An 18,454-nucleotide genomic window follows, 5' to 3' on the forward strand; every position below is an offset into this window, starting at 1 on the left:
TCCGGATTTAGGATTCAGGCATGGGAGGGGTAGGGAGTTGGCGCGAGGCGGTCACGCCGACCGGGGTGGGGAGGGGCGAGTGTCAGTCGGTCACGGGGCGCGGCTGGAGTACCGAGGCCGTCGCAGTCTCGACGGGCCGTACGGGCACGTCGGGCCGGAAGCGCTTGAGCGCGGGCAGGTCGGGCACCAGGTGGGCCGACTCGCGGCAGATCTCGGCGGCGTCGCCGAGGGAGAGATACGGGGTGCGGATGCGGGACCAGCCACCGGAGGTGTCACCGGCCACGGCCAGGCCAGGCCGTTCGGGAGCGATGGCGCACGCGGCGGAGACGGCCTCGGGGGCGATGTCGCCGAGCGCCATCTTGGCGGAGGCTTCGTCGTTGACGCGGTGGCAGACACGGCCGGTCAACTGGGCCCGGAGCATGGTGGCGCCCTTGCCCAGTTCGGCGCCGAAGCGCTGCCCGCAGACCTCCAGGTAGATACCGGCGGCACGGCCGAGCTGAGCGAGACGGATGAGCTGGGTGACCATCTCGTCGCGCCGGTCCTCGTCCTTGCGCGTGGCGACGAGGAAGAGTTCGGCCACCTCGTCGACGAACAGCACGATGGGCACGGGACGTTCGTGCTCGGGCAGGCCCCAGATGTCCGAGGTGATCTCCTCGTCGGGGGCGTCCGGCGCGATCCCCTGCCGGGCCTTGATCAGGTCGTATCGGTCCTCCATTTCCTTGACGAGCACCGGCAGCAGCTCGGCCGCCTGCTCGGGGTCGGTGGCCAGTGCCGAGAGCCGGTCGGCGAACGGCGCCAGCTCCACACCGCGCTTGCAGTCGATGCCGACCAGGGCGACGGGCTGCGGGGCGAGTCCAGCGACGAGATGCCGCAAGTACATGGACTTGCCTGACAGCGTGGCACCGAGGGTCAGTTGATGAGGCACGGTCCGGTAGTCCCGTACGAACGGGGTGGCGTCCTCCCGCAGCGCCACAGGCACCTTGAGGAACCCGCCATCAACCTTGCGCGGCATCCGGACCCGCCTCAGCACGTCGAAGCCGACGAGCCGCAGTTCGACCACACCAGGCTTGACGGTCGTGACGTACACGGCGTGGACGCCCCAGGCATGCCGCAGCCGTTCGGCCGAGGCGGCTACGTCGGCGGGTTCCTGCCCCGGAGCGAGCCGCAGACGAAGCCGTAACCCGGTCGAAGTGGGCCGGATGATTCCCCGACGCGGCGGTACGGGGCGTATCTCCCGTCGGGTGGTGGCCTTGACCGCCAGGACCCGCAGCCGGGAGGGAGCCACGGTCAGGCCGCAGGCCTCCATGACGGAGCTGTAGGAGCTGAGCAGCCGGGCCGTGGATATCGGGAGGCCGACCGTGGACCAGTAGACGCCGGGGTGCTTGGCCCGGGTGTAGGCAGCCCCGCCGCCGAGCGCGGCGACAGGACCACCCACCTCCAGAAGCGTTGCCAGATCGGTCATCAGGCCGTGGCCCCCACGGCCGCGGGGAACGCGGCCGGAGTGACGGCGGCGGAGCGGTAGGCGATGCCGTGCCGCTGCTGCCCGTTGAACACGCTCTCCCACGGACGGGCCACGAGCCCCGGCAGCGAGACCGGAGCACCGAGCGCGAGCCCCTCGGACACCCCGCTCTCCGGAACCGTGACCTTGATCAGGGAGGACTCCCCTTCCTCGATGTAGACGACGCCGATCGTCATCAGGGCCTCGCCGCTGTTGACGTCCTTGGCGATCTCGCCGGTCTGCCGGTCGCGGACCTTGGGCTCGGGCGCCTCGGTCAGCAGGATCGTCGCGGCCGAGGTCTCCACACGGATGGTGCGCAAGAGTTCTTCCTATCTACTCGTCTATACAAGATGCAGCCTTCGAACCCGATCTCCGGGAACGACGACCACCCTGCCACACAACTTGCCCACTCGTCTATACGAGTATGCCTGTTGGCGTGTACGAGTTCCGGGAAGCGGCCTCGCGCACCACCGCGGATCACCCGCTCCTCACGCCGATCACGTCGCCGGGAGCTGGTACGACAGGACGTACGCATCCGCCGCCATGACCGTGTCGCAGACCTCCACGGCCCGCCCCTCGGTGTCGTACGCGGTGCGGATCAGGTGGATCACGGGCACACCGGAAGCCAGCCGGAGCGTCTTGACCTCGGACGGCGAGGGCATCCGGGCCCGGATCTCCTCCTCGAAGTGGTCGAGGCGGTGACCGAGCTCCTCAAGACGGGCGTAGATGCCGCCGGGACCGGGATTGGGCTCGGCGATCGGGGTGTCGCGGGCGATGTCGAGCGGGAGATACGAGGTGGCGAACTCGACCGGACGCCCGTCGAGGAGATACCGGCGCCGGCGGGCGAGCACGCGCCGCACGGAGCCGAGCCGCGTGGAGATGTCCTGACTGGCCTTCTCCTCCTTGACCTCCAGACTGTCCACCTGCGGGTGACTTCCGGCGGCGTCGGCCTCGACGATGAACGCGGACTTTCCCTGTTCACGGTGGCGCCGGGCGAACCGGTCGGAGGCGAGCCGCCGCACGGGCGGGCGTGGTCGCACGAAGACGCCCTTCCCGTGCTCGGCATGGACGAGCCCCTCGCCCTGGAGGATGGAGAAGGAGTTCCGGACGGTCATCCGGGACACTCCGTAGTGCTCGACGAGCTCAGCTTCCGAGGGGAGCTTTTCGCCCTCCTTGAATCGCCCACGGTCGATGGCCTCGCGCAGCTGGTCGGCGATCTGCCGGAACACCGCACGATCGCTCGTGGGGTCCAGGTCGCCGAGAAGGCTGGTCGGGAGTGAGGTCACGAGTACTCCTTTAGGTATCTAGACGAGTGGGCGAGTGTTGTTGCTACGGTGGAGAGCCTAGCCATCCGAGAAGGCCGAGGAACGTGACCACTGACCGCCCGCACTCCGTGAGCGTTGCCGGAGTCATTGTCGACGACCAGGGCCGAGCCCTGCTGATCAAGCGTCGCGACAACGGTCACTGGGAACCCCCGGGCGGAGTCCTCGAACGCGAGGAAACCATCCCCGAGGCCCTCCAACGCGAAGTCCTCGAAGAAACCGGCATCAAGATCGCGCTTCCCGCGACTCTCACCGGCGTCTACAAGAACATGACGGGCCTGATCGTCTCGCTGGTCTTCCGCTGCGAAGCCGCCGACGGCACACCCACCACCGGGGACGAGACCTACGCACTGCGCTGGGCCACCCGCGAAGAAGTCACCGACCTCGCCGACGAGGCATACGCGATCCGCGTCCTGGACGCACTCGACGCGGCATCCCCGCCGGCCATCCGCGCCCACGACGGCGTGAAACTCGTCTAGCCCGAACCCGCTGCACATGGCGGCCTACCAGCACGAAGGAACTTGTATGCACGAGTATACGAGCACTGCGCGGGTCTGGGGCCTCACTTGCCCAGGTTTCCCAGAAGAGGTCAGCAGGGCCCGCCGCTGGACCCGGGACATCCTGCGCGGCTCGCCCTTAGCGGAGGACGCGGAACTGATCGTGAGCGAGCTGAGCGCGAACGCGATCCTCCACACGGCCAGCGGACAGCAGTCGGGCAGCTTCCATCTGGCACTCGCGATCTCGTCGCAGGTGGTCGCCCTGTCGGTCACGGACGACGGCGGCACCGGGACGGCACCGAAGGCCGAGAGCGCCGACCAGAACGCCACACACGGGCGAGGCCTCGGCATGGTCAGCGCAATCGCCCACCGAGTCGTGATCCACGACAGCCAGGCCGGCCACACGATCACCGCAGAACTCTTCACGAGCGCCCACCCGGGAGGCCACCCGTGCTGACGTCGACCACTCCCGAGGACTTAGCCGCGGCGGGGCAGAGCGGCGCGTACCGCTGCTGGGCCACGGCCTACCCGCTGCACGAGACCAGCTCCATCCCCCTGGGATCACGCGATGCAACGAGCCCCCGCCTAGCCCTGCGATGGCTTCGCGAACGCACGAGGAACGTCACGGACCAACTCGACATGGCATACGCCCAGCCGGGCCGCTACTGGCTGAGGGACGAGACCGAACACGAACGAGCCCTCGCCTACCTGACCACAGGCACGGCCTACCAACTCACCCTGCACGACGAGAACACGCGCTACGTCCTCGTGGCCTGCCCGCCGGGAGCGGCCTCGTGAACGGATACACCCGCGGCTTCTGGTGCGAATGCTGGACCGAAGACCTCACCGAGGCGCAACAGCCGACCTTTCACAGCTCCTTCGACGCCTACTCGGCCGGACAAGCAGACCGCTGGATAGCGATCGCACTGCGCACCATCACGCCAGCACTGGACACCAGAGCCTTCGACGAAGCCTGGGAATGGCTGTACGAGGGCCGCATCAAGACGAGAAGAGCCCTCCTGTGCTCGGAACCCTGCACAGTCACGATCAACCAGGGCAGTACTCGCATCACTTGGACGGCCCGACCAGCGCTCTTCCTACCCCTGGCACACCGGCGAAGCCTTGAACTTCCATCCTGCGCATACGACTTCAAGCCCTACACCAAGTACTGAGTTACAACTTTCTCTACTGGTTCAAGGCGGCTCGCTCCGCTCACCGCGCGCGGCCCGGCCCCCGGCCGGGCCTGCGCTCCTGCCTCCGTCCCGCTCCAGCCCGGCCGGCGCCCGTGCCGCGGGCTGAGGCGATCCGCCGCTTGCTGCCAGACGAGGGATACGTCAAGCCGGGTTGGTTCCACGGTCTTAGCCACCGGTCGAACCCACTCCGCCAGCATCGGACTACGCGAATCCATCACACGATTCCATCAGTTCAGATATAACTGACCATCACATCCATCGATGACCAAAGGAGCTGGGCGATGACTGAAGTAACCCACGAGGAGGCCATTGAGGCACTCAAACTCGTACTTGACATCGACGCGTGGACCGAGAATCACCTAATCCTGGAAAATCCAATTAACCTCGACTCGCACACCCAAGTGGGCCGCCTTGAAAATGCGGACCTAAAAATCGCAATCGGCGAGCTAAATAAGGCAAACAGAGAAAATGCTGCCCAACTCAAATGGAACAATCGCTGCGAATTCCTAATCGTCCGAAACGGCGCACTCGGCCCCGCTGGGATTATGCCAAGAGATCTTGAGGAGATCGCATCATCCGATGAGACCGGACTGAAGTACTCGGTTGGAAATCCTTCTCTGGAGTACTCGCTCAACCTGCTCCTCCAAGCGAAAACTCCTACACCCTCGATACCGAGAACCCCGTTCTTCATCCAGAATGCTCGTAGGAGGATCCGGGATCGCAGAGTGAGGTATTTCGATCCATCGTCGACTGAATCGAATATTTCCCTCGGCGGCCTCATGGGCGAGGTCATGCCCCTCATGACCCTGCGCATCGAGTCGGCGCGACCTCGGTCGGATTTCAAGGACGCTGCCGAGGCTTTCCTTTTTCAGTTGGCATTCAATTACGACGTGTCGTTCCGCGTTACTAGCGACATCGAACATCTATTCGGTGCGGGTAGAGTCAGGAGGCGCGGCCGGGCAGCCGAGGCCGCTATGGACGCACCAAGGATGACGTATAACTCAGATCTCGTGCACCATTATCAGTTGGCAGTATCGGCCGAAAGCCCCATGCTGCAGTATCTGTCTTACTATCACATCGCTGAACACTTCTTCGAGAAAGTCTTCAACGATGACTTCGTCGAGCAGGTCCGCAGAAAAATTGCAGATCCGGCTTTCTCTCTCAAGCGATCAAAGGACATTCAGGGCGTGATTAAGCTAGTGACAGCGACTCAGCGCCGCGTGCGAGATGAAGGCGGCGTCGACGAACAGCGCGCACTCGCTCTGGTGCTGGAGAACTTTGTCAGGTTGGATCGCCTACTCGACGACTTGAGAGCCCATGATCCGGACCTGATTGACTACTATAAGACCAATTCGCCGTCGTTCTCTGAGAATGTCCCCGTTAACCTTGAAGTCGACCGAGATGCAGAAGTAAAGGCAGCACTAGCGAAACGCATCTATCAGACGAGAAACTCCCTTGTCCACGCCAAGGATGGCGCAAGGCCGAAGTATTTCCCGTTCGTGGATGATACTGAGCTTTCCAAGGAGACCCCTCTCCTACGCTTCTGCGCCGAGCAGATAATCATCGCCCACGGTAAAGTTATGTAGCCATCTTGGTGGCGGGAAGTCGCACATAGAGGATGGGTTCCAGATCGTGCGAGGAACCACGGGGAATGGCGGGGACGAGGTCGGTGGTACGGCAAGCCCCCTTGCCGATTCGCCGCAGGTCAGCGCAGCAACCGCCGCCGAGGACCCAAGCTTCCCGAGCTGAGGGCTCAGGCACCGTCATCACGTGCCGGCCGTCCTGGGTTTCTCTGGTCGACGGCACTGGCAGCGTGGTGGAGGCCGGTAGGGGTGCAGCGAGACACACGCGCGCCTCGTCGGTCGACGCACCCGCCATCGTGGCTGACTGTCGTCGGCTGAGGTTCGTGCCACAACCGTGCCAGATGCAGGGGTCAGGTCAGCCACGGTCAACACCGGTGTCCCGCAGTCGAGTAGCCGCTCACTTTCTCGGCCATCGAAGCCGCAGGTCAGCCCGCAGATCACCCAGCCTCTCTCCTAAAGCGGGTGTACGCCAGGCGTAATACGCCCAGGCGTGTGAAGGCGCCGTGTCATCATCGGGGGATGCTGACTGAGGAGGACGCGCGCCGACTGGTGCTTGCGGAAATCGACGCCGCACAGGGCTGCGTCGAGTACGACCTTCAGATCCTGCGTGTGGAGGCCTTGCCGTTCGGGTGGATCTTCTACTGGGGGGCAGTCTGGGATGGTCCGAACGGACCGCGGCCTCGGTTGGGAGGCAACGGTCCCTTTCTAGTGGATCGTGAAAACGAGCGGTTGATTCGAACTGCCACCAGCGTCCCCGTCACGCGTCAAATCGCCGACTACGAACGGCGGCTACGACGAGAAGCTCACGCCCGGAATCTGGCAGCGAAGCAAGCCGTACAGCAGCGCGGTACCGCAACCCCAGCGACTACCCCGCCCATCTGTGCTCCTCAGGGGCCTCGGAGCGACCGGAATGACCGTCGTTGACCGAACTGGCTAGAGCTACGGATCAGAAGGTCGTGCCCTCGGTCTCAGCGTGGGCCGAGGGCATCGCCAACTTGGCAGCGAAGTTGGGCCAGCAGCCCACCGGCGACGGCGAAGCGTGATCAGCTTGAGGCGTGGAGTCCATCATCGCCAGCGCCATAGCCGTTCTTGGAACCCTGCTTGGGTCGGGGATCACTCTGGCGTTTCAACAGCGCACCACCGACAGGAGCCATCAGTTCACCCGCCGCGAGAAGCTTCGGCAGGAGCGACTCGATGCCTACTCCGCCTACGCCGGCGCGTTGGTCAACTATCGCCGCTGTCTGGTCCATCTGTGGTTCTGTGAGCATGAGCAGCCGCCACCGGAGGACCCCGACGCGGTGCGTATCCGCGCCTACGACTTGCGCTCCAGCGCCCAGGAGGCCCTATTCCGGGTCCAGATGCTGACGGATGACCGGAGGCTGAGTCGGACCGCGGAAGACGTGCTGGCGAACATCACGGAGCTACCCAAGGCGGACGCCAGGGCCGAGCTGGACGAGCTGAGAGCACGGACCCGTGACGACATCAGCCGACTCGTCGTCTCAGCGAAGCAGCACCTCTGAGGTACTTGCACAGGTCCCTGGGCTGATTCCAAACGTCGACCGGACCGCACCACAACCGCACCAGATCGAGCGGGGAACAGCGGGGAACCACGGAGAAGGGGGCAGCACCCATCGAGGCCCCGAGCAAACCGTTCGTCCAGGTCAGCGCCGAAACCGGCCGCAAAAGCTCGCAGCTTCCCAAGCTGAGAGTGCGAGTTCGATTCTCGTCACCCGCTCCATGTTGAAGCCCCAGGTCAGTGGCCTGGGATTTGTTGTTGTCCGGTCCACGTCGATGCGGTGATCGCGCTCTGCCTCAGGCGCCGGTCGTACGCGAGGCAGCCCTCGTGTCTCCGTTCTGCGAGTCGGTCCGGCGGCGCAGGTCGATGGTGCGCAACGCGGCGGGGAGGTCCCCTCGGTAGGGGACAAGGCCGAAGCGACGGTGCTTGATCGTGGCTGCCACCGTCACGTGGGCCTGCACAGGCGCGCCTGCGGTGGCCTTGACGATCAGCGTGAAGGTCTCGTCGCCGATCAGGGGGTGCCGGTTCGTCGCCTGGACGCGCCACTCCGGGTCGCTGTCGCGCTCGCCCATTCCGATGACGAAGAGTTCCTCCCGGCCTTGGCCGGGGGTGACTTCGAGCGTGGATTCGACGATCGCCAGCTTGGCGCTGAGCGCGATGGTGGTGGCCCGCTCCACCGGATGGGACCGCCTCTTGGGAGAGATCGACCAGGCGATCGGCTGTAGATCCGCGGGTTCGTCCGGGGACTTCAGGAGCACCCCGACGGCGGCGTCGGCGAAGGGATCACCGTTCGCCGGTGGGCGGAAGGCGCACGTGAGGCTGAGGAGGAGATAGTCGCTGTGCGCCGCCTCCGCGGTCAGGAAGCCGAGCCATTCCGCGTCACCCGCGGCCGCCTCCTCCGCCGTCAGCGGGTGGACGACGGCGGTGCTGAGCGACACCCGCCCCTCAATGCGCTGCTGCGGGGCGGGCGACTGCAGCCGAGGCACCTCCACCAGGTCGATCTCGTGGAGCGGGGTCGGAGGCAGGTCCAGTTGGCTCACAAGGCAGCTCCGTGGTTCGAATCCGATTGACGCCAGTCGCCGATGAAGCAGAACGAGCCCCAGTCCCGGTACGCCGGATGACGGTCGCGGACGGCCGACTGCGCGGCGCGGAACGCGGCCCGTCGGTCCGATGTCCGCGCGAGGTGCTCGTAGAGCGTCCCGAAGAACTCCGTGGCCACCTCCGGGTGGACCGGCCACAGGCAGCCGATGACGGCCGAGGCGCCGGCAGAGAGGAACGCGGCGGGCAGGCCGCGCAGGTTGTCGTTGACGTCGAACCTGCCGAGGGCGGATTCGCAGGAACTCATCGTCACGAGTTCGACGCCCCGCAAGTCGGCCTGGAGGATGTCGTGGGCGAAGACACGACCGTCATTGTCCGCGTCCGGCGAGAGGAACAGGCACTGATACCACGGTGCCCACTCGTTGTGCGCCCCGTGCGCGGCGACGTGGACGTACCGCGCGTCGGCGAGTTCGCCGAGCAGCCGCCGCGGTGTCGCCGCGGCTCCCAGCACCGCGTGACCGCCCATGGCCGCGGCGACCTGGGCGGCGTGCACCTCCAGGGTGTCCTGCGCGAGGAGACCGTGGCGGGCACCCCCGGCCGCGGACGCTAAGGCCACGAGCCCACGCCCGGACGGACGGTGGAGGCCGGGTGCCTGCGTGCGCAGGAAGCCCAGGCTCGGCACCTGGGTGACGGTCCAGTCCTCGGCGATCGGACGGCCGTCGACCTCCAGGAGGTGGTAAGGGAGGTAGTGCAGTGGGCCGTTGGGCCAGATGCACAGGTGCCGCTTGCCCTGGGCCCGCCAGCCGTCCAGCGAAGTGGCGAAAGCCGCCAGATAGGGGACGCTGTCGTCCCTGAGCTGCCCTTGTGCGTCACGGCTGACCGGTCGGTGCAGCGGGTCCGCGACGACGGCCTGTCGTAAGGCGGCGACATGAAGGGCCACTGGGTGCAGGGAGAGAGAGTGCCCCGCACGCGTGAGGCGGATGAGCCCGGCTTCGAAGTTCGGCAGGAGCACGGTGCGGTGTTCCATGTCGTCGCGGGTCACCGCCATGCCGGACAGCGAGGTCACCGGCGCCTCGGCGCCGTCCCGTCGGGCATGGCCGAGATACAGCGAGAGCAGCACTGTGTCCTCGGGCAGCAGCGCCTGCAACTCGTCGGGGAACATCATCGGCATACGGTCCGTGCGGCCGGAGGCAAGGAGTTCCTGACTGATCCACCGATCCACGGCACGCTGCATGTTGCGGTGCTCCGTCTCGGCGTCGCCGCCGGGCTCGGACTCGCCGGTGCCCACGTAGAAGAGCATCGCATCGTGGGCGCCGGGCAGTTCGGGCTGGCTGAGCGGTCCCGGCAGCCGCGTCTCGTCCGCCCTGACACGCGCCAGAAGCCGCGAGAGCCGAGCGGAGGGCGTGAACGGGCCGGGCCGTCCGGTGATGAGCGTGAAGTCCACTCCCTTGGCGGCCTGGTGGATTGCCAGCATCAGGCCGTACGAGATGGTCGGACCGCTGAGTCTGACGACCAACTGTTGGTACAGGTCCCGGAGCTTCCAGCCGATGACCTCGTCGACGCCGCCCCGCAGCCACACGGCGGCGGGAATCAACGCGGCCACGGCCGTGGCTGCGCTGCTCTCGTCGGCCTCCAGCACACCGCGCAGTGCGGCATCAAGGCTGTTCAGCGCCATGTCCATCTGGCCGCACAAGGCATGGGCGGCGACTGCGTCGGCGAAGTGGCGTGCGGCGAGGGCATGTTGTCCCGCCTCCGACGTGCGCAGGCCCATGTCGTACGCGAGCGTGCCGTCGAGGTAGTCGAGTGCCGGGCGATGCCGGCCGCACAGCTCCGGAGCCAGTTCCCGTGCCTCTGCGATGAGAGCGCGGCCGATGCGCTCCTCGTCGTCTCCGCGGACGTGCGCCGCGAGGTGGACGAGGGTCGCCGCGCGCTGCTCGGGAGGCCAGCCGTCCCGGTCGGCGATGGTGCGGAACTCTCCTGCGGCCTCCTCCAGCCGGAACGGCCCCGGGGAGCAGCGCAGACGGTTGTCCGCCAGGCAGTGCACCTCACTGGCCCAGCGGCGCCGACGGTAGGAGTCCCCGGGCAGGTCCGGCAGTTCGCGGTCGGCAGCCTCGATCAGCTGGAACTCCAGATCGGGCCGGCGGGCCTCCTCGGCGAGGGCCAGCGCCTCGGCGAAGACCCCCGCGGCGTCCCGCATCCCCTGCCGGTCCAGGACAGCGGCCAGCGGTAGAGGCAGCACGTCCTGAACATCGCCGGGCAGCGCCAGCTCACCCAGGAGACATAGGATTCTGAGCAGGTACAGATGGCCGAGGGGATCCTCGACCGGGTCCAGCACGTCGAACGCCTCACGGGCAACCGCCCGGATCTCCTCGTCGTGCGACACCTGCCGGAGACCGGCCACCAAGGACAGGGCCTCGGCCAGCGCTTTGAGGACACGCCCCCGCTTGTGCCCGTGCGACAGGTCCGCCGCCTCGCGCAGGTACCGGACCGCTTCCTCGCCGGCGACCAGTGGGGCGGGCATTTCCGCGATTTCCGGTGGGACGGAGTCGTCGGGGTGGATCGAGCGCTGCCGAGCCTGGCGTTCGCGCCACAGGTCGTGGGCCGACTCGAAGGTCAGTCCCGACATGCTTCCCAGATACGGGCTGGTGCGCACCAGCCCCGCGGCGAACAGTGTCTCCGCGAGTTCGGCGACGTCCTCGGCGCGGCCGCTGTCGCGCAGTACGGCGATCTGTTCGTCCGCCACGGCGCAGACACGGCGGAAGAGCAGCCCGTCGGCCATCTCGATCAGCGCGAGCCGTCCTGCCTCGACGTAGGCATCGGCCGCCCACCACCAGGGCGTTCCCTGTCCGGCGGGCCAACGGGCGCGCGCAGCCTCCAGCGCCAGGGTCAGTACCGGCACCGCGTCGCGCGCCTCACCGGCCGCTACGAGTCGTAAGGCGCCCAACACCACGGAGACCACGGCGGCCTCCGAGAGCACGAGCGACGGGTCCTTCGCCCGGCGTACGGCCTCGTTCTCGGTCACCACCCGCGCCGCGAGCTGTCCGGCGAGGGTGACCAGGGTCTGGGCCTGACGCCGGACCTCGGGACCGCCCGGGCGGGGCGCGCGGCCGTCCTCGGGCGCAGTAGGAGCGTTGTCTGACTGGGGAACCCCGTCGGCCGCCTTGGCCTCCCTGTCCTTCCTGGCCTCCCCGGCCCTCCGGGCTCGGGACGTCCGCTCAAGAAGGAGCCTCATGGCTCTGTCCAGGGCAGCCAGATACGCCTCGCGCTGGGCGCCGTCCGTGAGGTCGACCGCCTGACGCAGCCACCCTGCCGCTTCGCGGAGCAGGGCTACGGCATCGTCGTCGCCGGCTGTCGCGTTCCCTGCTTCCCCCCGAAGGCCGAGAGCCGAACCGAGTCCGCCGGCCGCACGCGCATACGCTGAGGCGTCCCCGGCAGCGTGCACGAGGGCAGCCCGGCAGACTTCCTCGGCCTGAACGAGATCCCCGATGTCCCCTGCGGCCTCGAAGCGCCGTACGAGGGCATCGGCGAGAGACGTCCATCGGATCGCGCGCCGCGCAGCGGACGGCTCCGGGAGAGCGGCTACCCTGCTCAGCAGCTGCACCGCGGCATCGGCGTCGGCGGTCCGTTCCACGGCAGGACGGTCGGGAAGAGCCGCGCGGTGTCGGAGCGCGAGGCCGTGGAGGGTGTCCCGGTACGAGTTGTCATCGCTGTCCGCGACGGTCCTGATCAGACTGATGGCCTGGTCGAGGGCAGCGACGTCACCCGTCTCCTCGGCATCGACGACCAGATCTGCCGCATGTTCCAGCGGGTCGCTCCACGGGTCGTACCCGGTCTCAGCGACGAACCGGGGCCACAGCTCACCTGGCACTCGCCGGTGATCGACCAGGTAGAGCAGGCCGAACACACCGATGGCTATGTCGAGGTCTTTGGCGGCAAGGGCGCTGTTCCCGTGCGCCACGGAGCGGGCCCAATAGAACGCGGCAACGGTGTGAAGGACATCGGGGTCGGTCTCTTCGGGGCGTCCGTCGACCGAGGCGAAGAGATCCACCGCGAGAGCTAAGGCATCGTCGTCGAGTACGCGCTGCGGTTCTCCACCGTCACCGAACTCCCGTACACGGGCGGCCAGCTCACTGAGCCGTGCGTCTTCCACGAATACTCCCGTCCCCCGTTGGCCCACTCATGGTAGTAAGGGCGACACGAGAGGCCCGGACGAACTGTCGATCCACACAGGGGCCGCACAACCGTTCTGGGAGTCCGCTCACTCCCGAACGTCCACCGACATCACCGAGAGCGGCCTCGTCCCTAACAGGTCGGCGTCCGGCATTTCGCGTCTTCCGCTGTTTCCGGTGTCTACCACCACCTGGGCAACTAGGGTCCGAGCGCAGCGGCACTGCGTAGCCCCGTTTTCCTCGTCATGGGAGTTCGGTTTGGACGACCGACCACTTTCGCCCGAAGCAGAGTCCGAGGCATACGAGGCCGCGGCCTAGACGACAGCGGACGAGATCGACGAGACGCTGTCCGCCATGGCCCGCGCCGCGACCGACCTTCTTCAGGAGTGCGAGGCTGCGCAACAGCGCATGGAGGAATGGAACGACCTCAGCGAAGCCGAGATCCGGGACCGCGCAGGGCAACCGAGCCTGCCCTACCGCCCGGAACGTGTACTGCTGTCGTTGCGTCTCCAACTGGCCACCGACTCCGCGAAGATGTACCGGGATGCCGCGCGCGAGTTCGTCGGCTGGTGGACGGATGTGGCGATGGTGGCATGGAAATCCTCGGTCCTCGGCACGCCCATCGTGCGCGCACGCGTGGGAGGGGCGGCGCCGGGCACTCTGATGACCAAGGAAGAACTGGCTCTCTTGCCTGCGGGGGACGAGCACACACGTCAGCTCGGGGGAGCTGAGCGTGTTCCTGGGCGTACCGGATGCGATGGGCGAGACCCCGGTCCTCCCCGACGACGAGCCGGAGGCCAGACGGCGACGCCTCTGGAGCGATTTCTGGATCGAGCACCGCATCCCAGCTCTCCCCGAGCCGCAGGAGTTGGACCTGCTGCTCGCCCATACGCCGGAACATGCCGCGGAACGCCTGCGGATCACTGCCGAGGCAGTGATCCAAGCGGCCTTGGCGGGACCGCGCATTTCGGAGATGGAGGACGACGACGGTCCTTGGTACTCCGCCGAAATGGCTGAGTACGACCGCCTCTCGGAACAGCTGAGCAGCGTGACGACCCGCCTCGCCGACTTCGCGCAGGCGATCACCGTCAGCCTGGCCGAGGTGCGTGCCGCGCACAGTGGCCGGGGCGACGATTGCGGCTGATCTGTCGCTCCTGTTGCTGAAACGGGTTGCCAGCAGTCAGGCGTCGATTCCCCGAACTCATCCTTGCGCCCATCGAGATATAATCGATGGTGTCGATGATATCCGTGGAGGTGCAATCATGAGTCGGACCGTGATCGACCTGGACGATCAGCTGGTCGCCGACGTGGCCAAGGCCCTCGGAACCAGCACCAAGAAGGAGACGGTGAATACCGCGCTGCGCGAGGTGCTGGAGAACCGACGGCGGGCCCTGGCGCTTACCCGCCTACGGGCGTCGGCGGAAGAGGGCGCCTTCGATCTCGGCCTCTTCGAGGACAAGGGGAACTACCGCCGGTGAACGCCGCGCAATACCTGATCGACACCAGTGCGCTCGCCCGACTGCTTCGCGGCGACGCCGAGCAGCACGGGTGGGACCAGGCGGCAGCCGCCGGGCTCATCGCCACCTGCCCCATCACCGAGCTGGAGTTCTTCTACAGTGCACGTTCCCCTGCCGACCGCGCACAAGGCATCGAAGCCATGCGCATGCTCTTCGGCTGGGTGCCGGTCGACGACCGCGCTTACGACCGCGCCTGGCGGGTCCAGGAGCTTCTCACTCAGCGCGGACAGCACCGCAGTGCCGGGGCCGTCGATTTGGTGGTGGCCGCCACGGCCGAGTTGCAGGGGCTCACTCTGCTGCACCGCGACCGGGACTTCGAGTGCATCGCCGCCGTCACTGGCCAGGCACTCCAGTGGTACGGCCCCGAAGTCGGCAAGTGAGCCAGTTGCAGGTGGGACACTTCGCCGGACGGCGCTGCACTCGCGAAGTGCTCCCTGAGCTGGACATGCGAACCAGTCGAGCCGAGAGCGGAGCCCGTTCACTCTGGCGCTCGGCCCGCCGCGCGCTTCGAGCCGTGCCCACAGCGTGCCCGTAAGAGCGGACAACCACGGTCAACAGCGGAGCGAACCAGTTCTCGCGAGGCGGTCTCTACGCCACATAAGTGCAGGTCAACGATCACATGACCTTCCAAGCGCCGTCGCTTCCCAAGCTGAGAGTGCGAGTTCGATTCTCATCACCCGCTCCATATTGAAACCCCAGGTCAGTGGCCTGGGGTTTGTTTGTTGTCTAGTCCAATTCAGGGGTGCCCTGGCGTCACTCTGGTCATCCCTGCCCCGGACTGTCCTCAAATAGCGATACACATGTTGCGTGACCTGCGCCACTATCGCGGATGACTTCTGCGAAGTCCCTTACGCAAAGCGGTAGTTCGCGCCGTGCGTCGTGGCTGTCATGTGCCGGGCTTTACACCAAGGTCGGTGAGCGGGCCGGAAGCTGGACCTGCTGATCGAGCTCTCCGTCGATCCGGATGCAGCACACTGCCCGCGCTCGTCGATGGCGGCAGCATCTCTCACATGGCGCGCAGGCCCCGGTCGGCGAAGGCGATCAGCCACTCGAAGCTCTCGTCGATGTCGGCGCTCCACTGGAAGCCGTTGTCCGCCTGCAAGGTCGCGAAGCCGTGGCAGAGGCTGCGGAGCATGCGCAGGGCGTGGTCCACGTCGGACTCCGGGATCTCGTAGCCGCGCAGGACCGCCATGAACGCGCCGAGCAGCCGCTGACCGGCGGTGGCCAGCGGATCGTCCGGGCCGGACGGTTCCATGCCGATCGTCGCGGCGTACCGGCCGGGGTGCTCCAGGACGAAGGCACGGAAGGCGCGCGCAGCGGCCGCCAGGGCGTCGCGGCCCGCGTGCCCCTGGATCGCTCCGCCGACGGCGTCGGCGGCCTCGTTCAATGCCAGGGCCGCGATGCGCCGGTTGAGGTCTTCCTGGTTGCCCACGTGCTTGTACAGGGACGGGGTGCGCACTCCCACCCGCTCGGCCAGCAAGCCCATCGTCAGGTTGGCGAAGCCCACCTCGTCGGCGAGGGCGGCACCGGCCGCGACGACGGCCGCCGGGTCCAGGCCGACCCTAGGCACGAGCGGCGTCCGTTCGGAGGAAGGCGAGCATGAGTGAAACCATCCGGTCGGGGAACTGGTCGTGCGGGTAGTGCCCGGTACCCTCGATCATCTCAAGGCGTCCGAGGCCGGACGGCAGGGCGTCGATGATCGCCGCCCCCTCGGCGTGCGGGTCGGCCCAGTCGGGGTCGAGCGTGCCCATGACGACCAGAACCGGGCAGCGGACGTTGCCGAGCTGCGCGCCGGCGTCGGTCGGGGCGCTGCGGCCCATGCCCTGCAGGGCCTTCATCCGGCCCGGCTCGCGCAGCAGGGAGTCGATGCGGCCGAGCCGCTCGGCCCAGTCGGCCGGCTTCACGCCGGGGTAGGCGACGTCGAGGTACGCACGCCAGAGCGGCACGCTGCCGAACGCGCCCGCGCCGAGCAGCCGCAGCATGCCCCGCCGGAAGCGCTTGACCCGCAGGTCGCCGAGGCGGATCGACTGCTTGCGGGTGAACGGCGCCAGTTCGACAACCGCGGTGATCAGCGAGGGCTCCTGTGCAGCGGCGATGGTGGCGGCGCCGCCGGAGATCGAGTGGCCGACGAGTACGGCCGGGCCGCCCAGGTGGCGGATCACGGCGAGCAGGACGGCACCGCGACCGGCAAGTTCAAGAGCCGCGTGAAGGTCTTCAACGACTGGGGCCCGTCGTACAACGTGATCGTGGGGGTGGGCGACATCACCGGCGACGGCAGGGCTGACATCGTCTCCCGCGACACCTCCGGCACCGTCTGGCGCAACAACGGCAACGGCAAGGGCTCCTTCGGCGGCCGTACGAGGATCGCCACTGGCTGGCAGGGGTACGGCCTGTTCTGAGCCGGCCTTCGCCACTGCCCCGCGGGCCCGGACGACGTGGTTCGTCCGGGCCCGATCCATGCCACATGCCCAAGACACCCCGGCCACCGTCTGCGAGGCCGTCCAGGGCCTCCTTGATGGCGCCCGGGGCAGCCGTGGAGCCGTTCTCGATGAGGAGAAGACCTCCAGCGCCCGCGGCACGGTGAAGGTCTTCGCCTGCACACGTTCAGCATCCCGCCCCATCCGGGCAGCGCTCGGCACACGACCTGAGGCAACATGATTCAAATCAGTTCGGGTTGTGGTCCCGGTTGCCACGCTGGTGCGGGCTTCGGTTCCCACAGTTTGGTGGTCCGTACGTAGCCGTAGACCACTGAGGTCATCGCCAGCATGAGAAATGGTCCGGACACCCACGGATGCTCGGCCATCTCCAACGGCAGATAGCGATAAGACACCAAGAGCGCAGCGAAGACCGTTGCACCGTAAGCGACCAGCCGGATCCCTGATCGATCCCAGCCGCGGTCGAGCGAGCGCAGAGCTGCCTCGATCGTGAGCGTGAACACCACGCCGGCAATGAGATCCGCGCCGTAGTGGTAGCCGAAGCCCAGCGTTGCGCCGAGCGTGGCAATCAGCCACAACGTGCCTGCGAATCGCAGAATCCGTGGGCCTTTCCGGGAGTGAATGAAAATCGCTGTTGCCCACGCTGTGTGCAGGCTGGGCATGCAGTTCCGCGGGGTGATCTCGTCGAATGGCATGTGGTGCGGGGTATTGATCGGCGGCGGCGTTTCCGGCCACAGGTCGGCCACCGCCCAGTGCTCGCTGGGCGGTGTTTCCGACCACAGGCTGACCGTCGTCCAGTGCTCGACGCCGGTCCCGTAGGCGAAGACCGGTCCGACCACCGGAAAGATCATGTAGAAGGCCGGCCCGAGGAGGCCGATCACCAGAAAGGTGCGCAACAGATGATGGCCCGGGAAGCGACGCTCGACCGCCACGTTACGCAGTTGGTACAGCGCGACGATGACCGCGGCCAACGCGAGTTGACCGTAAACGATATGGAGCATGTTGAAGCCGATCGGGCCGGTGGCCGTGACAATCCGGCCTACCAGCCACGACGGGTTGCCCAGCGCGTGATCGGCGGTCGCCACGTACTGGTCGAGCACCGCTGGGCGGGTCTTGGCGGTGACGAACAGCCAGGTGTCGCCAATCGTGCGGCCGACCACCAGCAGCAGGCCCAGCCCGACGCCCTTCAGCAGCAGGGCACGTTCCCGGCCGGTGCGACGCGTGACAGCGATGACCGCACAGCCCAGAAGCACCCACAACGCGCCGGTGCCGACGGGGTCGCCGTCGGTCGTCTTGGCGCCGACCGCCCACCGGACCACCAAGAAGGCGACGTCGATACCGATCGCGGCACCAGCCGCGATGAACCGTTGCCGCCAGGTGAGCACCACCATCATCAACGCCATACCGGCGCACAACAAGAAGCCTGATTTGGGGGCGAATACCGCATCTCGCACCTCGTTGGTGATCGGCCCGGGCAGGCCGTAGCGACGTGCGACGATCTCCAGCGCAATGTGGAATCCGAGGGCCGCGACAGCCGCTACGGCCCAGAGTCTCGCCCGCGGTTGACGCCACACGGAGAACGCGATTCTGCAGTTCATTCGCGAAGAAGACCGCGATGGTATATGTCTCAATTCTTGGCCTATTTGCTAAATTTTAGTCAAAGGTCGGGATGGGTTTCGCTCGTCG

General features: G+C 67.0%; 17 protein-coding genes and 1 pseudogene. 10 read left to right on the forward strand and 8 right to left on the reverse strand.

Annotation, left to right across the window (positions count from 1 at the left end):
* Positions 1-82: 82 nt before the first annotated feature.
* The 3 genes from OG819_RS11995 to OG819_RS12005 all read right to left on the reverse strand — a co-directional run bounded on the left by OG819_RS11995 (position 83) and on the right by OG819_RS12005 (position 2,784).
* Positions 83-1,462: an FtsK/SpoIIIE domain-containing protein gene (locus OG819_RS11995; protein ID WP_266649333.1), complete on the reverse strand. Its 1,380-nt coding sequence runs from the start codon at positions 1,460-1,462 to the stop codon at positions 83-85.
* The gene (locus OG819_RS12000; protein WP_266649334.1) at positions 1,462-1,818 is read right to left on the reverse strand and encodes a hypothetical protein; all 357 of its coding nucleotides are present in this window, start codon (positions 1,816-1,818) and stop codon (positions 1,462-1,464) included. The genes OG819_RS11995 and OG819_RS12000 overlap by 1 nt, the downstream gene beginning before the upstream one ends.
* Positions 1,819-1,995: 177 nt before the next feature.
* Positions 1,996-2,784: a GntR family transcriptional regulator gene (locus OG819_RS12005; RefSeq protein ID WP_010985167.1), complete on the reverse strand. Its 789-nt coding sequence runs from the start codon at positions 2,782-2,784 to the stop codon at positions 1,996-1,998.
* Between the two features lie 107 nt (positions 2,785-2,891).
* On the opposite strand from OG819_RS12005, the gene OG819_RS12010 reads away from it, so the two are divergent.
* From OG819_RS12010 to OG819_RS12035, 6 genes are all read left to right on the forward strand, one after another.
* Positions 2,892-3,299 carry an NUDIX hydrolase gene (locus OG819_RS12010; protein WP_095854126.1) on the forward strand — a complete coding sequence of 136 codons (408 nt, stop codon included), beginning with the start codon at positions 2,892-2,894 and terminating at the stop codon, positions 3,297-3,299.
* A 46-nt stretch (positions 3,300-3,345) separates the two neighbouring features.
* Complete coding sequence (locus OG819_RS12015) at positions 3,346-3,774, forward strand: ATP-binding protein (RefSeq protein WP_266649337.1); 429 nt, start codon at positions 3,346-3,348, stop codon at positions 3,772-3,774.
* Positions 3,768-4,115, forward strand: a complete 348-nt coding sequence (locus OG819_RS12020; protein WP_266649342.1) for a hypothetical protein — start codon at positions 3,768-3,770, stop codon at positions 4,113-4,115. Before OG819_RS12015 ends, OG819_RS12020 begins: the two co-directional genes overlap by 7 nt.
* Positions 4,112-4,489 carry a hypothetical protein gene (locus OG819_RS12025; protein WP_266649344.1) on the forward strand — a complete coding sequence of 126 codons (378 nt, stop codon included), beginning with the start codon at positions 4,112-4,114 and terminating at the stop codon, positions 4,487-4,489. Before OG819_RS12020 ends, OG819_RS12025 begins: the two co-directional genes overlap by 4 nt.
* Positions 4,490-4,791: 302 nt before the next feature.
* Positions 4,792-6,096, forward strand: a complete 1,305-nt coding sequence (locus OG819_RS12030) for a hypothetical protein (RefSeq protein ID WP_266649348.1) — start codon at positions 4,792-4,794, stop codon at positions 6,094-6,096.
* A gap of 1,052 nt (positions 6,097-7,148) precedes the next feature.
* The gene (locus tag OG819_RS12035) at positions 7,149-7,613 is read left to right on the forward strand and encodes a hypothetical protein (protein WP_266649349.1); all 465 of its coding nucleotides are present in this window, start codon (positions 7,149-7,151) and stop codon (positions 7,611-7,613) included.
* 292 nt (positions 7,614-7,905) lie between these two features.
* Here the strand turns inward: OG819_RS12035 and OG819_RS12040 are convergent, their stop codons facing one another.
* A complete protein-coding gene (locus tag OG819_RS12040) occupies positions 7,906-8,649 on the reverse strand; it encodes a hypothetical protein (RefSeq protein WP_266649351.1) in 744 nt (247 codons plus the stop codon).
* On the reverse strand, positions 8,646-12,797 hold the full coding sequence (locus OG819_RS12045) for a CHAT domain-containing protein (RefSeq protein ID WP_266649353.1): 4,152 nt from the start codon (positions 12,795-12,797) through the stop codon (positions 8,646-8,648). Before OG819_RS12045 ends, OG819_RS12040 begins: the two co-directional genes overlap by 4 nt.
* A gap of 752 nt (positions 12,798-13,549) precedes the next feature.
* On the opposite strand from OG819_RS12045, the gene OG819_RS12050 reads away from it, so the two are divergent.
* The 3 genes from OG819_RS12050 (at position 13,550) to OG819_RS12060 (ending at position 14,713) form a co-directional block, all read left to right on the forward strand.
* Positions 13,550-13,960: a hypothetical protein gene (locus OG819_RS12050; protein ID WP_266626825.1), complete on the forward strand. Its 411-nt coding sequence runs from the start codon at positions 13,550-13,552 to the stop codon at positions 13,958-13,960.
* Positions 13,961-14,078: 118 nt separating this feature from the next.
* Positions 14,079-14,294, forward strand: coding sequence for a type II toxin-antitoxin system VapB family antitoxin (locus tag OG819_RS12055; RefSeq protein WP_102932945.1), 216 nt, complete (start codon positions 14,079-14,081; stop codon positions 14,292-14,294).
* Positions 14,291-14,713 (forward strand): PIN domain nuclease, encoded by a 423-nt coding sequence (locus OG819_RS12060; protein ID WP_266626822.1) that lies wholly within the window; start codon positions 14,291-14,293, stop codon positions 14,711-14,713. The genes OG819_RS12055 and OG819_RS12060 overlap by 4 nt, the downstream gene beginning before the upstream one ends.
* 626 nt (positions 14,714-15,339) lie before the next feature.
* Here the strand turns inward: OG819_RS12060 and OG819_RS12065 are convergent.
* Positions 15,340-15,903: a TetR/AcrR family transcriptional regulator gene (locus OG819_RS12065; protein WP_266649355.1), complete on the reverse strand. Its 564-nt coding sequence runs from the start codon at positions 15,901-15,903 to the stop codon at positions 15,340-15,342.
* Positions 15,896-16,504: pseudogene (locus OG819_RS12070) on the reverse strand (alpha/beta fold hydrolase); the annotation flags it as partial. The gene OG819_RS12065 and the pseudogene OG819_RS12070, both read right to left, overlap by 8 nt.
* On the opposite strand from OG819_RS12070, the gene OG819_RS12075 reads away from it, so the two are divergent.
* Positions 16,454-16,732, forward strand: coding sequence for a VCBS repeat-containing protein (locus OG819_RS12075; RefSeq protein ID WP_266652944.1), 279 nt, complete (start codon positions 16,454-16,456; stop codon positions 16,730-16,732). The pseudogene OG819_RS12070 and the gene OG819_RS12075 overlap by 51 nt on opposite strands.
* A 260-nt stretch (positions 16,733-16,992) precedes the next feature.
* Here the strand turns inward: OG819_RS12075 and OG819_RS12080 are convergent, their stop codons facing one another.
* Positions 16,993-18,366: a phosphatase PAP2 family protein gene (locus OG819_RS12080; RefSeq protein WP_266649357.1), complete on the reverse strand. Its 1,374-nt coding sequence runs from the start codon at positions 18,364-18,366 to the stop codon at positions 16,993-16,995.
* Positions 18,367-18,454 lie beyond the last annotated feature (88 nt).

The organism is Streptomyces sp. NBC_01549, assembly GCF_026339955.1.
In the GTDB taxonomy this organism is placed as follows: Bacteria; Actinomycetota; Actinomycetes; order Streptomycetales; family Streptomycetaceae; genus Streptomyces.

Bases quoted from the DNA above. Each gene is read 5' to 3' on its own strand.
- OG819_RS12055 (WP_102932945.1), top strand. From the start codon at position 14,079: ATGAGTCGGACCGTGATCGACCTGGACGATCAGCTGGTCGCCGACGTG.
- OG819_RS12080 (WP_266649357.1), bottom strand. From the start codon at position 18,366: ATGAACTGCAGAATCGCGTTCTCCGTGTGGCGTCAACCGCGGGCGAGA.
- OG819_RS11995 (WP_266649333.1), bottom strand. From the start codon at position 1,462: ATGACCGATCTGGCAACGCTTCTGGAGGTGGGTGGTCCTGTCGCCGCG.
- OG819_RS12015 (WP_266649337.1), top strand. From the start codon at position 3,346: ATGCACGAGTATACGAGCACTGCGCGGGTCTGGGGCCTCACTTGCCCA.
- OG819_RS12030 (WP_266649348.1), top strand. From the start codon at position 4,792: ATGACTGAAGTAACCCACGAGGAGGCCATTGAGGCACTCAAACTCGTA.